We start from the raw sequence: 21,805 nt of genomic DNA on the forward strand, positions 1-21,805 counted from the left end.
ATAAGACGCTCGACGCGCGCGTAGCTTTCGAGATATGTGCCGTGTGTTGCTGGGAAGATGATGGTCAGGATGACGACGATGCGGATGAGGTATGGGGCGGCCCAAATGGAGAGATCAGCCTTACCGAGGGGCGCTCCAACTACAAAGCATTTGGCGCCTCTCACAAGGCATATCTCACTCGCGTGCGTCCGCCACGTCCTGACGAGCTGTTGGATAGGGCGTGACGGTGCATTGGTGCAGAACCTGCTCAGCAGTTCTGCTTGGTCAAGGTGTCAGGGCCTCTAGGCACACTCGATGTTATTTCTGGTCATTACCTCCGTCCCGCCTGGAGAAGCGCCCGAATGGGTGCGCGAGAAATGGGTAGGTCTGTCGCTGCCGCTTGCGGACGAGGCGGGCGCTGTGCATTCGCTACCCACCGTTGGGGTCATCTCACATCCCAAGACTCGCATTGGGTACTACTGGGCACAGCTGACTGGCCGGGTGAGGCATGCATCGGGCTACATCGTGTACTCCGCGGCCGCAATCGAGGTTCTTGAGCGATCAAGTCCGGCGGCAGCGGCTTGGTGGCGCAATCACGTTCCATGGGTTGTGCATCCCGGTCGAATTTTGATGTTTCAAGAAGGTGTCGGTCATGTGGAAACCGTCCACGCGTCCTGACAATCCATTCAGGCCCAGTCGGTTTCTTGGCAGGGCGTAACTTGCCGGCTGAGAGCACGTCGCGCGCAACATCGTGAACTGGCATGCTTGACATGTCAGTCGATAAATCGCCGCTCCGCGCCACAGCACAACGCATTGGGTACTGGTGAAAATTCTTAACTCATTGATGGATAAGCTGGACAGCATCAGTTCCTTGACGATGCTCTGCATAAACTCGGTACTGTGCGTATTTGTGCTGCTTGCGCATGGGGGCGCCCTGCTTTTGGTAAGGACCGGCAAGGTGCCGGAGATGGCGCAGGAGGTTGCGATTGCCTACGTCTCCATTCCTGCCGTGATCGTTTCATTGGCATTCTCGGCGCTGGCCTTGATTCGACGAGAAAAGCTTGTAGCCGCGCTCAAAGTCCATGCTGTCATGCTCATGGGCCTTGCTGCCTACACGCTTTATGTTGGCCTTGACGTAGTCTTCAATGGCGTGCCAAGCGGCAGCAGATTCAGCTGGGATCCCACTCTGTTTGCGGTTTTTCTGGGATATCCGTTCTTGCTGATCAAGCGGGCATTCCCGTGGTCAGGGTTTAGCCGTGCGCCACTGCGCTTCGCTCCGGTGCTAGCGGTAGGGATTTCATTTCTGATCAGCATCGCGGTTTCTTGGCGGATGTTCGCCTTGTTCAGGGCTAGCGTAGAGTAGGTTCACTTATCCACCCTGACACCGCTGCCACCCACCCGCAGCAGCCGATACCTGCTCCCATCCATTGCGCAGCCGCTTCATCGCCTGCCCGCCCACGCAGGCGTAGCCCAGTTGTTTGGCCTCTGCCGTGCCCAGGCCCGGCAGCGCGATGATGGAATCCGATGGGGCGGGGCGCCCCTGGCTGCGTGCCTCGTTGCGCAGCATCATGTTCTCGACGCCCTGGCAGTAACGCACCATGCCCGGATGCGGGTGCGCGCGGTATTGCTCGCAATTGAACGGCGTGGTGTCGCGCGCCATCGAGTTGTACGGCTGCCGCGTCGGCGGGACGTACTTGCTGTTCGCCTTGCCTGTGGCTGAGCGCATGCTTTGTGCGTAGGCGCCTTGCCCGCACGCAAGCACACACAGCGCTGTCAGTATCAGCGCGACGCCGCGCGCGGTGGTCATCCTGTCCATGGTGCTCCCCCTGTCCGCACCGATCCTAGCCCACCCATCGCCGGCGTGGGTGGTTCAGCCCGCTTGGTGCTCAGGGTCTGAATCAGGCGACCGTCGCCTCTACGACGCAAGGATGCCCGCGACGTCAGATAGGCCACCTCAACCGTATGCCCGGCATCTGGCGCCACGCTTGTGGCGACTGCAACGGCCCTTGCCGCGCAGGGCACTGCGCCACATCGCGTGGTGCTTGCTTCCCGACTCACATCATCCCGATGGTGCGGGCCGACTGCGCCACAACGGCATCAAGGCCAGCAACCCAAGCACGGGGCCAGGCAGCAGCACCCAGGCGATATGCAGCCCCAGCGCGTCTACATACCGCGTGGTCACACCGATCGCCACCACGGTGATCGCAAAACCAATCGCGTTCTGCATCGACAGCGCACTGCCCACGATGGCAGGCGGGCATGCACGTGCAGCCAATGCGGAAAACTGCGGTGAGTCGGCCACCACGCTGGCGCCCCACACCAGCATCAACGCCAGTGCCGCATAGCCAGATTGCCCACCCACCCCTGGAAACGCCAGGCAGCACAGTGCCGAGATCAGCAACGCCACCGCTGCCACACGCGCGCTACCGATGCGCGCACTCAACTGCCCGCCCAGCACGCAGCCCACCGCCCCTGCGGTAATCACCGCAAACGCCAAGGTGGCCGTGCTCACCCCAAGCGCCTGCGACAGGCCGGCGCGCGCGATCAGCAGCGGCGTCAGCGTCCACATCGCATACAACTCCCACATGTGGCCGAAGTAGCCGAACGTGGCGGCGCGAAAGTCCTTCAATGAAAACGCCTGCAGTACCGCGCCGAACGCCAGCTTGCCGCCTGCCCGTGCCGGTGCAGCCGCGCCTTGCCCCAGGCGCAGGATCATCACCGCCGCAATCACGGCCAGGAGCGATGCCACCCCCATCGGCGCCTGCCATGGCAACGCGCCACCCACCGCCCTGATGCCCTGCGGCAACGCCGTGCCCAGCGTCAGCATGCCCACCAGCCACGCCAGCGCCTTGCCCGCATGCTGCGGCGCCCACTGCACCACCAGCTTCATCCCGATCGGGTAGATGCCAGACAGGCACAGCCCAACCGCAAAGCGCCACACCATTCCCGTGGCGACATCGCTGGCGAAGATCGCAAAGCCCAGATTGCACGCCGCCCCCGTTATCGCGCAGACGGCAAAGATGCGGCTGGCCGCAAACCGGTCGGCCAACCCGCTCAGCGCAAAGCTCAACGTGCCCAGGATGAAACCCACCTGCGTGGCCATGGTCAGCCACCCGACTGCCGCTGCACCTACGCCCCACTGCCGCATCACGTCGTCGGCCGCGCTGTTGGCCGAAAACCATAACGAGGTGCCCAGCAGTTGCGCCAGGATAATCACCACCAGCGCAGTGCTTGGTCGCATGGGTGCCGGCACGGCGTGCGTCATCGGATCAGCCTTGCGCGTGCGCGTCGCAATACCGGCAGCGGGCGTCGAGCTGAAGGTGAGTAACGTCTGGTGTCTACGGCTGCTGGCATGGCACGGGACCCCATCAGACCCAGTCATGTAGTGGCGCTGAGCTTACTGCAGCCATCTGCTTGTTGCTCCCGCTTGCGAGTCGATGAGGTGTGCCTGGACATATGCCGCGGCGGCACCCAAAAAAGATGCCAGCGAAGCTGCCTTGATCGTCAGAAGCGGGAACCAAGACTATCCCAGCCCCACCGCACGGCCGCGCCTGCTGCCGGAGGGTGCGTTTGGCCGCAGGCAACGCAGTGCACGCGCATGGCGAATTCCGTACAGTCGGCTCGTCATCGTTGCAAGGCTGGCGTCCCGCCCACCACCGTATCGCGCCTGCCGGGCGCACAAGGAACCTGCAATGCGCGAGCTGAAATTGATGATGTCGGTGTCGTTGGACAGCTTTGTCAGCGGGCCGGATGGCGAGGTGGACTGGATGTTCAGCGGCGACCAGGAGGCGATCGCCTGGAAGGTCGCCACTGCGTGGGAAGCCAGCCTGCACATCATGGGCAGCCGTGTGTTCGCAGGGATGGCGTCGTTCTGGCCGACGGCCGACTCGCCATTTGCGCCGCCGATGAATCAGATCCCCAAGGCGGTATTTTCTGCGCGGGGTGCTGGAGTGCTGGAAGCGGCCGTTAGCGCGCTCGCGGCAGCGCAGGCACGGGCCGATGTTGCTGGCGCGCCATTGCAGGCTGGCGCGCAGAGTTGGTCGCAGGCCCATGTGGCCAGTGGCGATCTTGCGCAGGAAGTGGTCAAGCTCAAGATGCAGGGCGACAAGCCGATCATCGCCCATGGCGGCGCGGCGTTTGCGCGCAGTTTGATTGCGCACAATCTTGTGGATGAGTATGTCCTGGGCGTGTACCCGATCGTGCTGGGCAAGGGCTTGCCGATCTTCGATGACCTGCCCGCACCACGTGCGCTCACGCTGGTCGGCACCAAGACCTTTCCCAGCGGCTTCATGGCGCAGACGTATCGGCCGGTGTAAGCGAGTACGTCGGCGTCAGTGCTGGTACGTCGCTGCTGGCAGGGTGCGCACAGCTGGGACGGTACCGGCCGCGCGATGAAGGGAGCCGCGATGGCAACCCTCGGTGTGGATCAGGCGGCGCAGCGTGAGGAAGGGTCGCCTTGATGCTTGGCTGCGAGCGCATCCAGGGGTGCATCGCAGCGACGCGCCACCGCGTGCTGCCTGGATCACTCAGCACACGGTTCCCCGGCAGACGCTGGCCCATCGCGTGGCGGCCTCGCGGGCGCAGCTTGCGTGCGTGACCTAGCGCGCCGCGTCGATGACCATGCCGCCGTCCGGGGTGAGGCTGTAGCCGGTGATGAACTGCGCATCCTGGCTGGCAAGAAACAGGATCACCGGCGCAATGTCATGCTCGGGCGAGCCGTTGCGGTCGAACACATTGGGCAAGGGCGGACGGTCGCTGCCGAAGGTGTCGGCAATGGGCATGACGTTGTTGACGGTGATCCCGTCGGCGCCCCATTCGCGCGCGGCCACGCGTGTCAGTGCGCGCACCGCCTCCTTCGCCATGCCATAGGGGGCGTAGCCCGCCATGCCGAGCAAGCCGCCCGCCGAACCGAGATTGATGACGCGGCCCTGGCCACTGGCTTTCAGATACGGGTGGCAGGCCTGCATGCTGCGCAGGTACGCCAGTGGGCCTATGTCGAAGTTGCGCTGCAGCTGCTCCGCCGACAGGTTGATGACGGGCGAGAACACCGCTGACGGGTCGAAGGCATTGTTCACCAGGATGTCGATGCCCGCCCAGGTATCGACCACCGTCCTGACCGCTGCCTTGATATTGTCTGCATCGCGCACATCGCAGCGCACGCCAATGGCCGTGCCGCCAGCCACGTTGATGTCGTGAACCACTGCGTCGATGTTGGCCTGCGTGAGGGAGAGCACCGCGACCTTGGCCCCTTCTGTTGCGAACAGCTTGGCCGTGGCGCGGCCAATGCCGCGCCCGCCACCCATCACGATGGCAACCTTTCCGTTGAGACGTGTCATGCGGGATTCCTAGTGCGATGAAGTGTTGGATGAGGGCGCCAGCGGCTGCAGCGCGGCGATGGCCGGCGCGTAAGGTGAAGGCGGTTGGCGGGCGAGGTTTTGGGTGCCGAACGAGACGACCAGAAACACCAGGCCCAGCACCGCAGGAAGCGCGCCTTTGGGCTTACGCACACCCAGGTGTGCCATCCCCGACAGAAGCAGGTGGTACAACACACCTGCATACGCCAGATCGCTCAACGCCACGTTGAAGCGCGACACGATCACCAGTGGTGCCAGCAGCTTGATTGCGATCATGAACGGCACCAACAGGGGCGCCGAATAGCCCAGCTCAGCCTGCGCCTTGTGCACGAACTCGCCCTTGGCGAGATACAAGGCGGCAGAGCTCAGATAGAGCAAACACAGCAATACGGTGCTGATCCAATAAACGTAAATGGCCATCTGGTGTGCGAGACGCCGCTGCGAGATGCACGCAGAATGTCGACTAAGATGACCCTTGAAAAGTAGGATGAATAGCTGGTGCTTAGTATGAAAAAGCAGACCATTGAGACCGGCACGGTCAACATGCACGAGGAAATGCGCCGTGCATTCGCGCTGCTCTCGGGCAAATGGAAACTGGAAATCATGTGGCTGCTCAATCAACGCATGTATCGCTTTGGCGAGCTGCGCAAGGCGATCCCGGGCATCACCCAACACATGCTGACCGCACAGTTGCGCGAGCTGGAGGCAGATGGCTTGATCACCCGCACGGTGTTTGCAGAAGTGCCGCCGCGTGTTGAATACGCAATCACAGCCAAGGCGCGCGGACTTGGTGCGACGATGGAGGCGCTGACGGTGTGGTGGCAGGAATATGGGACGACCATCGCCAAGCGCCCGACCACGCGTGGGCGAAAGGCGCGCGCCTAGCATGCGTACGTTAGCGAGGCCGTGTGTGCGCTGTTAAAGGTTGGGAGCGGCGCATATGCAGGCGCTCGAGGTGAGCGGTGACTGGCCCCTGTCCTCGCGGGAGAGGGGTTGGGGCGAGGGGACGGACTATGCGTAGTTGCCTAGTTGCATCAGGCTTTGCACCTACCCTCATCCGGCCCTTCGGGCCACCTTCTCCCGAGGGGAGAAGGGAGCGGCTGCAGGTGCTTCGGCTGGTTTGCGGGGCGTGCATTGGCTGGCTATCGCTTGGCCAGGTAACCTGGCTTGTGACTGGATATGATAAAACAATGACGCCCCGATTGAGTCGGGGCGTCGTTGCTTGTTTGTCGCTTAACAGGGAAAGTGCGCTGCGCTTGAGCGCTCGCAAAGCGAGTTGATGGAGAGTGCAAGCTGCTGCGGGCCCATAGTTGTCGCACCAGGTAGGTGATCAAGATACATAACCCGCATTATCAAATTGCTATTTGATAATGACAACGACGGTCCCACTAGCCAAACTTCTGCTTGGGAGAACAACGCTACGCATCGACCGAAGTCGCCGACAGGTTGCTGTTCGACAACCGTGGTTGACGTATCGCGTCACTCTTGCACTTCCCAATCTCGCAAACCCTCGCGTCACGCTTACTTGGACGCGTCGCGGACCTTGTCGGCCACTTCGCCAGCCTTGCGCTGCACCTTGCCCACGTTCTTTTCGGCAGCGCCTTCGAGCTCGGTGCTCTTGTCGCCGGTGACGCGGCCGATGGCTTCCTTGACCGAGCCCTTGACCTGCTTAGCAGTACCTTCGATACGGTTCTTATCCATGGGACGTTTCTCGTAGTTTGGGGAACCCGGCCAGTCTGTCTGGGCCGGTGTGAGCATGATGTGCGCTCGCATTCGGCCAGCCCAGTCGCGAATGCACTAACCGCGTTGGTGCATTCGCGCCAATGGATGCAGTTACTTCTTGCGCGTTGCCGGTTTGCCGCTGCGACCGGCAAAGCCGCGTTCGCGTGCCCACACGATCGCTTCACCGCGGCTATGCACGTCGATCTTTGAATACAACGCCGCCACATGATTGCGCACCGTATTGGGCGCCACGCCCAGGGCCTGCGCAATCTGCTTGTCGGCCAGGCCTTCGGCGAGGTGCCCGAGCACGTCGCGTTCGCGGTCGGTGAGGTCGGCGATGCCGCAGCCGGCGGTCTGGCTGGGCCGGTTGGCGCGGCGCACGTTGGCCAGTTTTTCCAGCAGGCTCTGGCTGAACCACGAGGCGTCCTGCATCACCGCTTCGATGGCGGTCACCAGTTCCATCTCGGTGCGTTTGCGGTCGGTGATGTCCATCAGCGACAGCAGATAACACTGCACGCCGTGGATGCTGACGGTTTCTGCGGAGACCAGGCAGTCCAGTTGCTCGCCGTCCTTGCGTGCAATGGCGTATTCGACATTGAGCATGCTGCCGGTTTCGGCAAGTGCGCGATGAAACTGCTGGTAGGCCTGGCGACCGGGAAACAGGCCGATTTCCTCGATGGGCTTGCCGACGATGTCTTCAGTGGCGTACTGGGTGATCTGCGACACGGCATCGTTGATCTCCACGATCTGCAAGGTCTCTGCATTGCACATCAGGGTGGGTACCGGGGTGATGCGGAAGGCCTTGGCAAAGCGTTCCTCGCTTTGCCGCAACGCCACCTCGGCGCGGCGGCGCGGTTCCAGGTCCATGAAGGTGAACAGCATGCAGGCTTCTTCGCCGATTTCGATCGGCTGGCCGGCCACCACCACCAGTTTGGTGGTGCCATCGGGCAGGCTGAGTTCGGCCTGCATCTGCGGGATGGTGGCGCCCTCGTTGAGCCGTTCCAGCCCCAGCTCACGGCGGTCGGCCATCTCCATCACGTCCACTTCGAACACGCTCTTGCCCACCACCGCTTCGCGCGTGTAGCCGGTCATTTCCAGGAAACCCTGGTTGGCCTTGATATAGCGCTTGTCTTCGAGCCGGCAAATGCAGGCCGGTGCGGGGTTGGCATTGAAGGTGCGCTCGAAGCGTTGTTCGGCGCTGGCCCAGTCGCTGGCATCGGCCACGATCAGCACCAGGCAATCCGGCTCGCCTTGCGCGTCGGTGAGCACCAGGCTGCGCACGCGATGCACCCATTGCGCATCGGTGCCTTCGCGGAACACTTCCACCACCACGTCGTTGAACACTTCGCCGGCAATCACGCGGTCGATGGGGTAGTTGCCGGCGTTCAAGCGGTGGTTGTTGCGATAGCGCAGCTGGAAGCGGGCGCGGTAGTCGCTGACGGTGGCGCCCAGCTCGGAGAGTTCGCTGGCGCCATGCATGGCCAGCGCGGCCTCGTTGGCCCAGGCAATGGTCTGATCCGGCTCGATCAGGATCACCCCTTCGCTCAGGCCGGTGATGATCTGCTGCAGCTGGCGACGGTTGGTGGAACTGGGCGGGCTGCTGGGAGGTGTGGCTTCACTGCCTGACGACATGGGTGACCCTCGGGCAAACAATGGCGGTAGAGCGCAACAGTGGGCGCTCACGGTAGCGGCTGCCTGACGCGAATGCACTAGCTGCGCTGGTGCATCCGGCTCAGGCGTCGAGCCGGCGCCGCTTCCACACTGGCGGCACTTTCACTGCAATGAGGCCATTCCATGGCACAGGTTGTCCGCCATTCCTACGCCCCCAACATGTCGTGGGGCGCCGTGCTCGCCGGCTGCACCATCGCGCTGGTGACGTATCTGACCCTGAGCGTGCTGGGCACCGCGATCGGCGCGTCCACCATCGACCCGCTGCGCGAGGCCAACCCGGTTAGCGGGCTGGGTACCGGCGCCGGCATCTGGCTGGGCCTGAGCACCCTCATCTCGATTGCGGTGGGTGCATTCGTCGCCGGCCGGCTGGCCACCTCCCGCGGCGGTACGCACGGCCTGCTGAGCTGGGCGCTGACTTCGCTGCTGACCACCTGGCTGGTGGCCGCGCTGGCCAGCAGCGCGGTGGGTGCAGTGTCCGGCGTGGTGGGCAAGGGCCTGTCGCTGACCGGGCAGGGGATTGCCGCCGCCGCCCCGACGCTGGGCAACGGCGTGCAGGATGAGCTCAAGAAGCAGGGCATCGACCTGGATTGGGGCGACCTGCGCGGCCAGCTGGAAACGGCGCTGCGCCAGACCGGCAAGGCCGAGCTCGCCCCCGAGCGCCTGAAGGACCAGGCCGAAGGTGCCACCACCGACGGCAAGGCCACCGCCAGCGCCGCGGCGCAGACCCCGCAGGCGGCGCCGGATGCCTTTGCCGCCTGGTTCGACCGGGTGCGTGCCCAGGCCAAGCCGGCCATCGATGCCGCCGACCGCGATGCCCTGGTCAACCTGATCATGGCCCGTACCGGCAAGCCGCGCGCGCAGGCCGAGCAGATTGCCGACAACTACGCGCAGACCTACCAGCAGGCCATGGCGCAGTATGCCGCGCTCAAGCGCACCGCCGAGCAGAAGGCCCGCCAGGCCGGTGATGTGGCCGCCCGCGGCGTGTCGCGCGCGGCCTGGACCACCCTGGTGCTGCTGATCCTGGGTGCCGGCATCGCGTTTGGCGCGGGCCGTTTCGGCCGCCGCAGCGACCCGATCGTCGAGGTGTAAGCCCTCGCGTCGAAGGCACACGGTGGGGAACCGTGGCCTGCAGCAGGGCACCGTGCGCAAGCCGGCGCTGCCGAAGGTGCAGGACCTGAGCAAGCTGCAGGGGCCACCCTTCCGGATGGATGCCGTGACGCGCTCGACACCGGGCCATCCAGGGATGGCCCGGTGTTTTTTTGTGTGTGGCGGGCGGAGCAGGCGTGGGTGCCGACAAGCCGGGTCCGCCGCAGCCGCGTCGCCAGCACCCTGCAGGCCAGCATGCTGCCTGCGCCATCGCAGACATCGGGCCAACCCAGACTCAGGCAGCCGACGCCGCACGCGCACTGCACATCGCGCGCAGGAGCGCATGCAACAATGCGCCCACTTCCAACCAGGCACGGCCGCCACCACGTGAGCACAGCGCACTCCGCCATCGAGCCGAACGGTCTGGAATTCCTGTCCGGCGGCGGCGTCATGGGCGCGGCCATCCGTGCGTACGACTGGGCGGCCACGCCGCTGGGCGACCCGCACTGCTGGCCACAATCGCTGCGCTCGGCGTTGTCGATGGTGCTCAACGCCCAGTTGCTGGGTGCAGTGCTGTGGGGGCCGGACCTGCGCATGTTGTACAACGATGTGTACCTGCAATCGTTGGGCGACCGCCATCCGCATGCCCTGGGGCAGCCGGTGGCCGAGGTCTGGGGCGAAACCTATGCGCCCATCGCGCAGGACTTCGACCGGGTGATGCAGACCGGCGAAGGCTTCGGCCAGGGGGTCATCGCCTTGCCGATGCGCCGCAACGGCATCAGCGAGATGACCTACTGGAATGCCACTGCCTCGCCGATCCGCGGCGAGGACGGCAGCATCGTGGGCTTGATGAACATCGCCATCGAAACCACTGCGCAGGTGGCGGCCGATCGCAACCGCGACATGCAGCATGCGCTGCTGAGCGACGAGAACACCCACCTGGTGCATGAGGTGGTCAACCGCACCAGCGAGCGCGATCGTGCGCTGGAAGCGGAGACCGTTGCGCGCCGCAATGCCGAACGCCTGCAGCTGGCGCTGGCCGCCGGCGCGATCATCGGCACCTGGATCTGGGATCTGCCAAACGATGCGTTTTCGGTCGACGAAGCCTTTGCCGAGACCTTCGGCTTCGACCCGTCCATCAGCCGCACCGGCCTGCCGTTGGAGCAGGTCATCGCCACCGTGCACCCGGACGATCGCGATGGCCTGCGTGCGGCGATCAGCACTGCGATCGCGCGTGGCGGTGCGTATGCGCACCAGTACCGGGTCAGGCGACGCGATGGCAATTACTACTGGCTGGAAGCCAACGGCCGTGTGGAACATGCGCCCGATGGCACGCCGCTGCGGTTTCCCGGCGTGCTGCTGGATATCGACGCACGCCATGCCCTGTCCGAAGAACGCGACCGTGCATTGGCCGCGCTGCGCGACCTGAGCCAGACGCTGGAGCAGCGCGTCACCGCGCGCACGCGCGAGCTGATGGCGGCCGAAGAAGCGCTGCGCCAATCGCAGAAGATGGAAGCGGTGGGGCAGCTCACCGGCGGGCTGGCGCACGACTTCAACAATCTGCTGGCCGGCATTTCCGGTGCGCTGGAATTGATGACGCTGCGCCTGGAGCAGCAGCGCTTCCCGGAACTGCCGCGCTATCTGGGGATTGCGCAGAGCGCCACCACGCGCGCTGCGGCGTTGACGCACCGCTTGCTGGCGTTTGCGCGGCGGCAGACCTTGCTGCCCAAGCCGACCGACGTCAGCCAGTTGATCGCCGATATCCTGGAGCTGGTGCAGCGCACGGTGGGCCCGGGCATCCAGGTGGACTACACCCCCAATGCCGCGCTGTGGCCCGCGCTGGTGGATGCATCGCAGCTGGAAAACGCATTGCTCAACCTGTGCATCAATGCGCGCGATGCCATGCCCGATGGCGGGCGGCTGCACATCGAGACCGGCAACCACTGGATCGACCACGACCTGGCACGGCAACTGGGCATGCGCCAGGGCCCGTACCTGTGGCTATGCGTCGGCGACACCGGCACCGGCATGCCGCCGGACGTGGTGGCGCGCGCATTCGACCCGTTCTTCACCACCAAGCCGCTGGGAGAAGGCACCGGGCTGGGGCTGTCGATGATCTATGGCTTTGCCAAGCAATCCGGCGGGCAGGTGCGGATCCAGTCGGAAGTGGGCAAGGGCTCCAGCGTGTGCCTGTATCTGCCGCGCCACCTGGGCGATGCAATCCAGCCCGATGCCCACGCCGACCCGTTGCAACTCACGCCTACCGATGCCGGCGAGACGGTGCTGATCGTCGACGACGAACCGTCCATCCGTCTGCTGTTGAGCGAGGTATTGCAGGAGTTGGGTTATACCGTCGTCGAAGCCGGCGACAGCGTGGCCGGCCTGGGCCTGCTGCAATCGGCAGCGCGCATCGATCTGCTGATCAGCGACGTGGGCCTGCCCGGCGGCATGAACGGCCGTCAGATGGCCGACGCCGGCCGCGCTCACCGCCCCGGGCTCAAGGTCCTTTTCATCACCGGCTTCGCCGAGAACGCCTTGCTGGACGACCGCCACCTGGAAGCGGGCATGGCGGTGCTGACCAAGCCGTTCAGCGTGAGCGTGCTGACCGCACGGGTGAAGGAGCTGATCGCCGCGCAGGCATGAGTGCGCCGGCACAAGCACTCACCTACGCTGCGACATCCTGCGCCGCGACCGTTGCAGCGTGCTTCCATGGCCGGCGGCGCTGGTTGCCGGTTGCAGTGGTCTGCATCACTTGTCGCGGCGCTGGTCGCGCAAGCTGTTTGGTGAGCGCATCGCGATACGCCAATCACCACGCTCGCAGGGCTTGCCGGGGATGCTTTGTTGCGCCTGGTCTTCCAGCGTGTCGCGTGGTCGGCAGGGAGTCGCTGGATCGGCCAAGGATTGCGAGTCGCTCACCGGTGCTCTGCATGAAATCAGGAAGCGGAGCATCGAACGGACGTGGGACACGAGTGGCTAGCATGCAGCCCAAGCAATACCACACCTGCAAGGCCGAACTGAAGCATAGCGTTTCAAGGATGACTTCCAGGATGCGGACAATGACCGCAAGGCCGCCGCCAGCGATGCCGCCGCGCTCTGCGTCCTAGCGAGAAGAAGGCCAGATTGCCTGGGCCCGGGCCGTCCGCCTGAAGTGCGGTGCTGCTGCTCCTACTTTTGGACGATGGCATTATGGCTCCGGGCGCCGGCGCACCTACTAGCTCTACCGATGCAGTAAGCACAGTGTCACCAAAACCATTCATTTCCGTCCGTTTCGATGCGAGTGCTCATCAAGTGCCGCAGCCTGCACTTATACCCGTTGTATGGCTTTGACCTGCTCGTCCTGCTGTTGCGCCATGGCTTGTTGACTTTGCAAAGCCTGGTTGCGCTGTTCCACATGCGCCATCTCGCGAAACGAAGTTTCTACAGGCGTAAAGATGGCCTGATCTGTCGACATATGCGCGCGCAAATGAGCGGGGTCGTTAAGTTCACCCTGCATGACAAACACCTTCTGTCCCAGATTAGCCTGCTTGCCTTGATCGCTCAGCATTACGTGGTCGACGCGCTCTAGGCCATTTGCCACAGCAAGGTTGGTAAGGCTTGCCGCCATACACGCGCTTTTCCCATCTGGCTCTCGTCCAAGTTGGTGGTCCAGCGCACCGACGCCGGCTCTGCATTGCTGATATAGGGCGTAACGAGGATGATCTGGATGTTGTGGTGTCAACTCGTCGACGCTCGGCGTAGCGGCACCGAAAAAGCCAGATGCTCGCGGTGCTGCTGGCACGACTTCCGGCGTCTTCAGGTGTCCTTCAATCGCTTCTTTGGGTGAAAGTCCGTGTTGGCCAACTTGGACTTGATCGCTCCACGCAAGCGCCCCGTTACGATCCATAAGAATCAACTTGCCTTCCTTCAGTGCATTACCCACCAATTGCGCAAGCTGCTCTTCGGATGCGCCGGGATTGTCCGCCGCGATGCCTCTGCCAATCTTATTGTTGTATAGATCCATCGCTTCGCGGTTTGCAGGGTTTTCCGGCGTTCCTTCGTGTGCCGTTGCAAGCGCCTCTGCCCATTCGTTTCCAAATTCTTTGACAAGCAAGGCATTCCAGTACGTATGACGAAAAGCATCACGGTGGCCATCGTTGAGTTGCCACTCCTTTGCTCGATTGTCTGGAACATTGTCAGGTACCGGCTGATTCGGGAATCGGCGTCCACTCTCGCTGAATGCGAGATCCTGGGTGTTCTTGAGCTCGAACAGACCTTGCAAGCCTCTACTCCAGGTCATCTCATCCATGAGCTTTCCCTCTGTCGCCGTGACTTTAATCGAGGGCGAAAACGGTATATCCAGTTTCCCGGCCAACCTTGGGTGGTATTCGATCATTTGATCGTCTTGCACCTGAAAAGTGCTGCGGATCCGATCGAGGTCGAGTCTGTCTGACATCCCTGTTATCTCCTTTTAACCTTGCACGATATTGTGGCTGACCACTTTCCCGTCTTTGTATTTAATGTCGTACTCTTGTGTGTCTCCTGCGTATGGAGAAATTCCAAGATAGTACACATCGGTTGATGTGCCCTCACCGTCTTCGGAATAATCGGGAGGGCCCAGCAGAATGAGCACATCTTTCTTGCTCATTCCCACATGGATTACACCCTCGACGGCTTCCATCATATAGATGCGATTATTTTTTTCGAAGTCAACGCCTCGTTGCGATTTCCAGGAGGCCGTATCGAGTTCCTGATTGGATTGCATGGCACAGGCCGTCAATGAGTTAAGCAGCAAAAGGGAGGCAGAGATTGTGCAGATCATGCACCTGGATCGCATCTTCACCCACATGAGACAACCCCCATTCAATTTTGGTCGCTGACGGTGTCTTGGGTCGTTGGCCCCAAGGACGAAATCCGGCGTTTTGTATCCAAAGATCACGACAGAAATCGATAAAGCGCGATCTGCAAGAACGCCGTAACAATAACTCGCCCGGGTCATCGAAGTCAGTGAAGTCCGCATCACGGCCGCTGTAGACACGTGCTACTCCACGCTGGCAGCCACCAGCCGTTGCCACAAGGCCGCGTTGGCGGCGTCGTCCGGCTCCAGCGTGGCTAGCACGCTCAGAGCATGGTCTTCCTGCTCGGCGCCATGCCGGGCCAGCATGGCCAGCGCAGCGGCCAGGCGGCCGTAGCGCAGTGCGCGGCCCAATGAGGTGGCCAGCAAGGTGCTGTCGTGTTCGGGGCGCTGCTCGTCCAGCGCGGTGCCCAGCGTTGCCGGCAGCTCCCAGGTGGTGGCGATGGTCTTGGCCACTGCGGCGGTGTGGCGGTCGACCAGGGCCGCGGCCACCTCCAGGCTGTAGGGCAGGCCGGGGCGCTCGGCATAGGCATCGCGCAATACGCGCAGGATCACCACCGCGCCGAGGCCCTGCAGCAGGCCGGCCAGCTGCGCCGACAAGGTATCGCCGCCGCGTCCGCGCATGTAGGCGGCCGCCGCGGTGGCGGTGCGCAGCGCGTAATCCCACACCGCCGCGGGCAGCCGCGCGTGCAGGCCGCCATCCAGGCTCAACACCGGTTGCATCACCGCCGCGGCGACGATCTGGCGCACGCCCTCGGTGCCGATGTGCACCACCGCGCGCTCCAGGCTTTCCAGCGGAGCGCCCTGCGGGCGATACAGCGCACTGTTGGCGATACGCAGCAGGCTGGCCGCCAGCGCCGGGTCCTGCGCGATGATCGCGGCGATACCGCGCCCGGACGCATCGGGGTCGTTGACCGCGCGCATCAGCTGCGGCAGCAGGTGCGGGCGGCGCGGCAACAGCTGCGGGCGCAGGTCGACGTGGTCGAGCGCGGCGGTCGCCGCGTCCAGCACGGCGACCTGCGCGGGATCGCCGGGCAGGCGGCCGTCGGCCAGCGACGGGGCGGCCATCACCGCGGCATACATGCGCCGCAACAGCGGACGCATCGGCGGCGGCTCGGCCTGCAGGGGCTGCGCCGCGGCAGGCGCTGGCGGCGGCACCTGCGTCTCCATCGCGATGGGTGCCGGCGCGACCGCGCCTGACGCGGCCGGCGCATCGGAGGCCGCGGAACCACCGACTGCCGGGGCCGCGGGCTCGGGCGCACCCTGGCGCAGGCGCATCCACCACACGATGGCTCCGACAATCATCGCCACGGCAACAAGTCCGGCAACAAGCAGCAACACAATCGCGAGCATCATAGGAAGTTGTCTGATCAGTGCAGCGACTATCGGCGATGGCGGGCGTGGCGGCAATGTCGCGCGCCGTGGCGGGTACATCGCGTGACCGTCAGTGCCCAGGGACGAGCGCGGCCGGGCAGGCGTTCACGCCCGGCCGTCACCGATGCATGCGATGCGCGCGCGCCACCTTGCGCATGCGGCGGCGCCCGCCGTGCGCAAGCTGCGGCAGCTGCGCGCCAGGGTCATCGCGCGGTAGCATGCTGGGCGTCCTCTGCCAGCCAAGCCAGTGCGCCATGTCCACCGTCACGCTGCACCGCGTCGTGCGTGCCAGCCCCGAGCGCATCTACCGCGCCTTCCTCGATGCCGATGCATTGGCCAAGTGGCTGCCACCGGCCGGCTTTACCGGCAACGTCGAACACCTGCATGCGCAGGTTGGCGGCACCTTCCGGATGGCGTTCACCAACTTCGCCAACGGCCAGCGCCATGCCTTTGGCGGCACCTACCTGGAGCTGCAGCCCAACGCCTTGCTGCGCTACAACGACGTGTTCGACGACCCGGCGTTGCCGGGCACCATGTTGACTACCGCGCAGTTGCATGCGCTGCCCTGCGGCACCGATGTGCACATCGTGCAGGAAGGCATCCCCGAGCAGATTCCGCTCTACGCCTGCTACCTGGGATGGCAGGACTCGCTGACGCTGCTGGCGCATCTGGTCGAAGCGGAACCGGCGCACTGAGCGCACCGTCATCGGTGCCGCGTGGAAGCTGAAGTGCGGGCGTGTTGCGCACCGGCAGTCATCGGGCGTGCATCGTGTCGCAGGCGCGTCTAACGGCAGGTTGGGTGTGCGCAACATGCGTGGCGCCAGCTGCTGCAAGGGGCGGGGCGATGTCGGCTGCGATGGCTGCACTGCAGCAATGATGGGTGTGTCTTCAAGCTGACCACTGCGCTGCACGTCACGCTAACGCAGGGGTCTGCACCATGCGTCACCAGCTGTGCAGTTCTAGAGCATCTAGGCAGCTTAAAGGGTGCAGGCATCCGCAGTTGGACCACCTTCCATCGAAGACACCGCGCATTGCGCGGTGTCTTCGTCTGCGCGTGATGCGCACGCGTGCGGTGCACCAAGAGCACGATCAGTGCAGCACACCTCGCGCTACAGCGTGCCCTGCTTCCATAGCCGCACGAGTTCGGCCGGCGCATGTTCTTCGGGGATGCGCAGCGGTTCGCTGGCACCGTCCCAGGCGATGCTGAAATAGCGCCGGTCGCCGCCACCCGCCTGCGGGCGCGGCAACGCATGCACCAGGCATTGGTCCAGCAACGCGCGCAGGTGCAGCCGCTGCGCATCGTCCAATGCATCCATCGGCAGTTGCCGCTCGCGGCGCATGGCCGGGAATGCCGCCACGCCGCCCTCGCGTGCAAGGCGCAGGGTCACGCCCGACTCCACTGGCGGCCGCTGTGGACTCATGCCAGCACGCCCACGTCGCGCCAGGCCTGTTGCACGGCGCGTGCCTCTGCGCTGTTGGCGCCGTAATCGTTGCTGGCGACAGTGACGGTGCGTGCGGCAAAGGTGGCGAAGTCGGCACCGGCGGCCAGGTCGCCACCGGTGAGCGTGCGGTACCAGATGCGGCCGGTCTTCTCCCACGCAGCCCCGCCGATCGCGACCGCAGCGCGATAGAACGCGTGATTAGGGATGCCGGAGTTGTAGTGCACGCCGCCGTCGTCCTCCTGCGTGTTGACGTAGTCGGCCATCGTGGCCGGTTGCGGATCTTTGCCCAGTGCAGGGTCATCGTACGCGCTGCCCGGCGCGCGCATCGAGCGCAGGCCCGCACCGTTGATGCCGGGCATCAACAGGCCCGCACCGATGATCCAGTCGGCCTCGCTTGCGCTCTGGCGCAACCTGTACTGCTTGATCAGCACCCCGAACACATCCGACACCGATTCGTTCAACGCGCCCGATTGCCCCTGGTAGATCAGGTTGGCAGTGCGTTCGGTGACGCCGTGAGCGAGCTCATGGCCCACCACATCGATGGCGATGGTAAAGCGGTTGAAGACCTCGCCATCGCCATCGCCGAACACCATCTGTTCGCCATCCCAGAATGCGTTGTCGTAACCGCGCTCGTAATGCACGCTGCCGATCAACGGCATGCCTGCGCCATCGATGGAATTGCGCCCGTACACGGTCTGGAAGAAATCATGCGTGGCACCGAGATAATCGTAGGCCTCGGTCACGGCCACATCGCCGGTGGCCGCAGCGCCTTCGTCGCGCACCAGGATGCCGGGCAAGGCGGTGCCTTGCTGCGCATCGTAGATACGCCGCCGCACCGCTTGCGTGGCCGGTGCGGCATCCGCTGCGAGGACCTCTGCGCGTGCCAGCAGCCCACGCGCGCGCTGCTGGCGCAGGTGGGCGGTGATCTGGCGGGACAGCTGCGCGCAATGGCGTGCATGCTCGGGCGCCGCCTGTGCCACATGGTCCAGCAGATACGGCGGCAGGATGCCGGCACGGCGCGGGGCGAGGGGCGCAGACATGAGCGGACTCCACAATGGGGTGCGCACGCGACTATGCCCAGGCCGGGTTTAGGAAAACGTTAGGCCTGGTCGTGTTGCGCGCATGCAACGGGTTGCGACAGGGCTGGCGTTCATTCCAGCTGCGACAAGGCGTCCTGGATCGGGGTCTGGCCGTCGATAAAGCCCACCGTTTTGCCGATGGTGGCCGGCGTTGCCAGTGCTGCGGCGATCACCTGGGCCACATCGGCACGCGAGACGCCACCGTCGGCATCGCTGCCCGGGTCGCGGGCGATGCGGCCCGTAGGCGCATCGAGCGTCAGCCGGCCGGGGCCGAGCACGGTCCAGTCCAGACCGGTGCTGCGCAGATGCGCATCGGCCGCCGCCTTGGCCTGGGCATAGGCGAAAAAGCCGTCGTCCGGCCCGATGCCGTGTTCCAGCCCGGCGCCCAGATACGACACCATCACATAGCGGCGCACGCGTGCCTGTTCGGCCGCATGCATCGAGCGGATCGCCGCATCGCGGTCTACTGCATAGGTGCGTGCGGCATCGCCGCCGCCGGCACCGGCCGACCACACCACCGCATCGTGGCCTGCCAGCTGCGCGGCAATCGCATTCGTATCGGCGTGTTCGATGTCGAACACCATCGGCGTGGCGCCATCGGCAATCACATCGCCTTCGTGCTCGGGATTGCGGAACAGCGCGGTGACGTGATGGCCGCCGGTCAACAGCAGTGGGGTGAGCAAACGTGCCACCTTGCCGTGGCCGCCGATGACGAGGATACGAGACATGCACAACTCCAACCGATGCGCGCCGACACAGCGCCGAAGGCGATCATCCTCGCCAATGCGACGCTAAGACGATGTCAGCGCAGAGGTGTGCAGGTGCTGCGCTGGCCAGCGCGTTCATCGATGGAGCGAATGGGCAAAGCGTGCGGGCGCGAAGCACCAGGTCAGCGAACGGAGGCCGTGTGCAGAGTGCACAATTGCGAAGGCGCGAAAGAGTCCATCCGGTGCTGAGGGCTACTCGTCTTGTGTTGCCGCTCAGTGAGGGAACGGCAGGCGATACGTGCGCTGTCGCACCGGGATATCGCCAGGCATGGGCTATCCAGCGCTGTTGTGATCCCAAAGCTGCAGGACCTGCGCGATCGCTGCCTCCATGAGCTTGAAACCCACACCATCTCTTGCGAGCGTGGAAAGCCCGAGCAGGAAGCTGTCGAAGACACAGGTCAGGGCGGCTGCATCGAGGTCGGCTGCCAATTCTCCGCTGGCGATGGCGCGCTCCACGCAGGCGCGGATGCCCGCACGTGTCCGCGCGCGCGATCGCGTCAGCGGGCTCGAGATTGCAGCCAGTTCCGGAGATGGCGCGCTCATGACCCCCAAGGCAACCATGCAACCCTTGGGATGCCCGCGTTCGCACTGCATCTTGGCCGAGCGCCGCAAGGCAAGTTCCAGCGCCTGCCTTGGCGCAAGCGAGGCATCCCACAAGCAGTGGGTGACCTGCGCATAGGTCGCCAGATAACGCTCCATGCATTCCCTGTAGAGCGCTTCCTTGGAGCCGAACGCTGCATAGAAGCTGGGCGCGGTGATCCCGCCGCCGATGGCAGCCTTGAGCTGGCTCAGCGACGTCGACTCGTAACCCTGCTCCCAGAACAGGTGCAGGGCCTGCTCGACCGCGACATCGCGATCGAAGGTTCGTGGTCTGCCCATCTGTGCCATCACGCGCTCCACTTGCTAGATCAATACTATTCGATACATAAGTCATTGACAACTGGATGCCGCCGGCCTAGATTTATATCTATCGATACATATCTTGCAATGTCACTGGACGAGGATATCGACAGGCCCGCACAGCGGGTTTCTTTTTTGCCTACATATATATCGTTCGGTACATAAATTTCCGTTGCTCATGACCAAGGACATCCTGTGACCGCTTCCAAGGCCCCACCGGCACTTGCGCCTGCTGCTCCGTTGCCCATCGCCGCCCTGCTGGCCCTAGCCATGACCGGCTTCATCTGCATCGTGACCGAAACGCTGCCGGCCGGCCTGCTGCCGCAGATCTCCCAGGGCCTGGGGGTGACCCCCGCGCTCGCCGGCCAGACCGTCACTGCCTATGCGGTGGGCTCGCTGCTGGCGGCCATCCCGTTGACCATCGCCACCCAGCACTGGCGCCGTCGTCGCGTTCTGTTGCTCACCATCGTCGGCTTCCTGGTGTTCAACTCGGTCACTGCCCTGTCCACCCACTATGGTCTGACTCTGGTTGCACGGTTCTTCGCTGGCGCAGCGGCGGGCCTGGCGTGGAGCCTGCTTGCCGGGTATGCCCGGCGCATGGTGCAACCGGAACAGCAGGGCAAGGCCATGGCGATCGCGATGGTGGGCACGCCGATCGCGTTGTCGCTCGGCGTGCCGCTGGGAACCTGGATGGGCGGGCTGATCGGCTGGCGCACCGCGTTCGCGGCCATGTCGGCGCTGACGGTCGCGCTGATCGCCTGGGTGTTGCTCAAGGTGCCGGACTATCCCGGCCAGACGGCAACGCAGCGGGTGCCATTGCGCAAGGTGCTTGTCACGCCCGGTGTACGCCCGGTGCTCGCCACGGTGATGGCCTGGATGCTGGCGCACAACATCCTCTACACCTACGTGGCACCGTTCGCTGCGCGCGCAGGGCTGGGCCAGCGCGTGGACGTGCTGCTGCTGACCTTCGGCATGGCGGCACTGCTGGGCATCGGCATCGCCGGCAGACTGGTGGAACGGCATCTGCGCGGCACCGTGCTGGTCTCGCTGGCCACGTTCTTCGGGGTATCGGTGGTCCTGGCGCTGCTACAGGCAGTGCAGCCGGTCGTGTATGCGTGCGTCGCGGTCTGGGGGCTGACCTTCGGCGGTGCAGCAACCCTGTTGCAGACCGCGCTTGCCGATAGCGCAGGCGATGGCGCCGATGTCGCGCTGTCGCTCAATGTCGTGGCCTGGAATAGCGTCATCGCCGGCGGTGGCGTGCTGGGCGGGGTGCTGCTGGAGCACTGGGGAGCGCAGAGCTTCCCGACTGCCATGGCAGTGTTGCTGGCAATCGGATGGGCAATTGCATGGTCCGCCCGCACCCACGGATTTGCGGCTGGCGCGCGCACAGCGGTTCCTGGTCACTAGGCGTGCGGGAGGCGTGACGCGCAGGCCCGGCGTCGCATCGCCGTAGCCAGCCGCCGACGCCCAGGCACGGTGCGTTGCATCTGGACGTCGTGCAGGTTGGACAGGCAGGCCATGCACGCCGGGCCAGTGCCAAACTGCGTGTAACCGCGTTACCCGCACGCGCAGATCTGGGACACTGGCGCGCCACAGCTTG

The 21,805-nt window shown here is 64.4% G+C and carries 20 protein-coding genes; 7 read left to right on the top strand and 13 right to left on the bottom strand.

Annotation, left to right across the window (positions count from 1 at the left end; all coding sequences use genetic code 11):
* The first annotated feature begins 802 nt into the window (after positions 1 to 802).
* Positions 803 to 1,342 (top strand): hypothetical protein, encoded by a 540-nt coding sequence (locus FHY19_RS13500; protein WP_259159189.1) that lies wholly within the window; start codon positions 803 to 805, stop codon positions 1,340 to 1,342.
* 6 nt (positions 1,343 to 1,348) lie between these two features.
* On the opposite strand, the gene FHY19_RS13505 is transcribed toward FHY19_RS13500, so the two are convergent.
* On the bottom strand, positions 1,349 to 1,795 hold the full coding sequence (locus tag FHY19_RS13505; RefSeq protein WP_259159190.1) for a hypothetical protein: 447 nt from the start codon (positions 1,793 to 1,795) through the stop codon (positions 1,349 to 1,351).
* 243 nt (positions 1,796 to 2,038) lie between these two features.
* Entirely contained in the window at positions 2,039 to 3,220 is a 1,182-nt protein-coding gene (locus FHY19_RS13510; protein WP_259166634.1) for an MFS transporter, read from the bottom strand.
* A gap of 451 nt (positions 3,221 to 3,671) precedes the next feature.
* Here FHY19_RS13510 and FHY19_RS13515 point away from each other — a divergent pair, with 451 nt between their 5' ends.
* Positions 3,672 to 4,295: a dihydrofolate reductase family protein gene (locus FHY19_RS13515; protein ID WP_259166638.1), complete on the top strand. Its 624-nt coding sequence runs from the start codon at positions 3,672 to 3,674 to the stop codon at positions 4,293 to 4,295.
* Between the two features lie 282 nt (positions 4,296 to 4,577).
* Here the strand turns inward: FHY19_RS13515 and FHY19_RS13520 are convergent, their stop codons facing one another.
* A complete protein-coding gene (locus FHY19_RS13520; protein WP_259166640.1) occupies positions 4,578 to 5,315 on the bottom strand; it encodes an SDR family oxidoreductase in 738 nt (245 codons plus the stop codon).
* A 9-nt stretch (positions 5,316 to 5,324) separates the two neighbouring features.
* Entirely contained in the window at positions 5,325 to 5,753 is a 429-nt protein-coding gene (locus FHY19_RS13525; protein WP_259166642.1) for a hypothetical protein, read from the bottom strand.
* Positions 5,754 to 5,840: 87 nt separating this feature from the next.
* Between FHY19_RS13525 and FHY19_RS13530 the strand changes: the two genes are divergently transcribed.
* Positions 5,841 to 6,218 carry a helix-turn-helix domain-containing protein gene (locus tag FHY19_RS13530; protein ID WP_259166644.1) on the top strand — a complete coding sequence of 126 codons (378 nt, stop codon included), beginning with the start codon at positions 5,841 to 5,843 and terminating at the stop codon, positions 6,216 to 6,218.
* 636 nt (positions 6,219 to 6,854) lie between these two features.
* Here FHY19_RS13530 and FHY19_RS13535 read toward each other — a convergent pair.
* On the bottom strand, positions 6,855 to 7,034 hold the full coding sequence (locus FHY19_RS13535; RefSeq protein ID WP_259166645.1) for a CsbD family protein: 180 nt from the start codon (positions 7,032 to 7,034) through the stop codon (positions 6,855 to 6,857).
* A 132-nt stretch (positions 7,035 to 7,166) separates the two neighbouring features.
* A complete protein-coding gene (locus tag FHY19_RS13540) occupies positions 7,167 to 8,687 on the bottom strand; it encodes a helix-turn-helix transcriptional regulator (protein ID WP_259166646.1) in 1,521 nt (506 codons plus the stop codon).
* 162 nt (positions 8,688 to 8,849) lie between these two features.
* Between FHY19_RS13540 and FHY19_RS13545 the strand changes: the two genes are divergently transcribed.
* Both FHY19_RS13545 and FHY19_RS13550 read left to right on the top strand, forming a co-directional pair.
* The gene (locus tag FHY19_RS13545; protein ID WP_259166647.1) at positions 8,850 to 9,815 is read left to right on the top strand and encodes a hypothetical protein; all 966 of its coding nucleotides are present in this window, start codon (positions 8,850 to 8,852) and stop codon (positions 9,813 to 9,815) included.
* 348 nt (positions 9,816 to 10,163) lie between these two features.
* The gene (locus FHY19_RS13550; RefSeq protein ID WP_276580836.1) at positions 10,164 to 12,455 is read left to right on the top strand and encodes a PAS domain-containing protein; all 2,292 of its coding nucleotides are present in this window, start codon (positions 10,164 to 10,166) and stop codon (positions 12,453 to 12,455) included.
* A gap of 661 nt (positions 12,456 to 13,116) precedes the next feature.
* Here FHY19_RS13550 and FHY19_RS13555 read toward each other — a convergent pair.
* Genes FHY19_RS13555 through FHY19_RS13565 form a run of 3 tightly spaced genes read right to left on the bottom strand, consistent with a single transcriptional unit; the run spans position 13,117 to position 15,999 of the window.
* Entirely contained in the window at positions 13,117 to 14,244 is a 1,128-nt protein-coding gene (locus FHY19_RS13555) for an XVIPCD domain-containing protein (protein WP_259166650.1), read from the bottom strand.
* Between the two features lie 15 nt (positions 14,245 to 14,259).
* Positions 14,260 to 14,826: a hypothetical protein gene (locus FHY19_RS13560; RefSeq protein ID WP_259166652.1), complete on the bottom strand. Its 567-nt coding sequence runs from the start codon at positions 14,824 to 14,826 to the stop codon at positions 14,260 to 14,262.
* Positions 14,827 to 14,829: 3 nt separating this feature from the next.
* Complete coding sequence (locus FHY19_RS13565; RefSeq protein ID WP_259166654.1) at positions 14,830 to 15,999, bottom strand: HDOD domain-containing protein; 1,170 nt, start codon at positions 15,997 to 15,999, stop codon at positions 14,830 to 14,832.
* Between the two features lie 272 nt (positions 16,000 to 16,271).
* On the opposite strand from FHY19_RS13565, the gene FHY19_RS13570 reads away from it, so the two are divergent.
* Positions 16,272 to 16,712: an SRPBCC family protein gene (locus tag FHY19_RS13570; RefSeq protein WP_259166656.1), complete on the top strand. Its 441-nt coding sequence runs from the start codon at positions 16,272 to 16,274 to the stop codon at positions 16,710 to 16,712.
* A gap of 414 nt (positions 16,713 to 17,126) precedes the next feature.
* Here the strand turns inward: FHY19_RS13570 and FHY19_RS13575 are convergent, their stop codons facing one another.
* The 4 genes from FHY19_RS13575 to FHY19_RS13590 all read right to left on the bottom strand — a co-directional run bounded on the left by FHY19_RS13575 (position 17,127) and on the right by FHY19_RS13590 (position 20,193).
* Positions 17,127 to 17,438 (bottom strand): protealysin inhibitor emfourin, encoded by a 312-nt coding sequence (locus FHY19_RS13575; protein WP_259159206.1) that lies wholly within the window; start codon positions 17,436 to 17,438, stop codon positions 17,127 to 17,129.
* A complete protein-coding gene (locus FHY19_RS13580; protein WP_259166657.1) occupies positions 17,435 to 18,499 on the bottom strand; it encodes a M4 family metallopeptidase in 1,065 nt (354 codons plus the stop codon). Before FHY19_RS13580 ends, FHY19_RS13575 begins: the two co-directional genes overlap by 4 nt.
* A gap of 110 nt (positions 18,500 to 18,609) precedes the next feature.
* Positions 18,610 to 19,266: an SDR family oxidoreductase gene (locus tag FHY19_RS13585; RefSeq protein WP_259166658.1), complete on the bottom strand. Its 657-nt coding sequence runs from the start codon at positions 19,264 to 19,266 to the stop codon at positions 18,610 to 18,612.
* Between the two features lie 312 nt (positions 19,267 to 19,578).
* Positions 19,579 to 20,193, bottom strand: coding sequence for a TetR/AcrR family transcriptional regulator (locus tag FHY19_RS13590; RefSeq protein ID WP_259166659.1), 615 nt, complete (start codon positions 20,191 to 20,193; stop codon positions 19,579 to 19,581).
* Positions 20,194 to 20,400: 207 nt separating this feature from the next.
* Between FHY19_RS13590 and FHY19_RS13595 the strand changes: the two genes are divergently transcribed.
* Positions 20,401 to 21,612: an MFS transporter gene (locus FHY19_RS13595; RefSeq protein WP_326521130.1), complete on the top strand. Its 1,212-nt coding sequence runs from the start codon at positions 20,401 to 20,403 to the stop codon at positions 21,610 to 21,612.
* Positions 21,613 to 21,805 lie beyond the last annotated feature (193 nt).

The organism is Xanthomonas sp. 4461 (assembly GCF_024806475.1).
Taxonomy (GTDB): Bacteria; Pseudomonadota; Gammaproteobacteria; order Xanthomonadales; family Xanthomonadaceae; genus Xanthomonas; species Xanthomonas arboricola_F.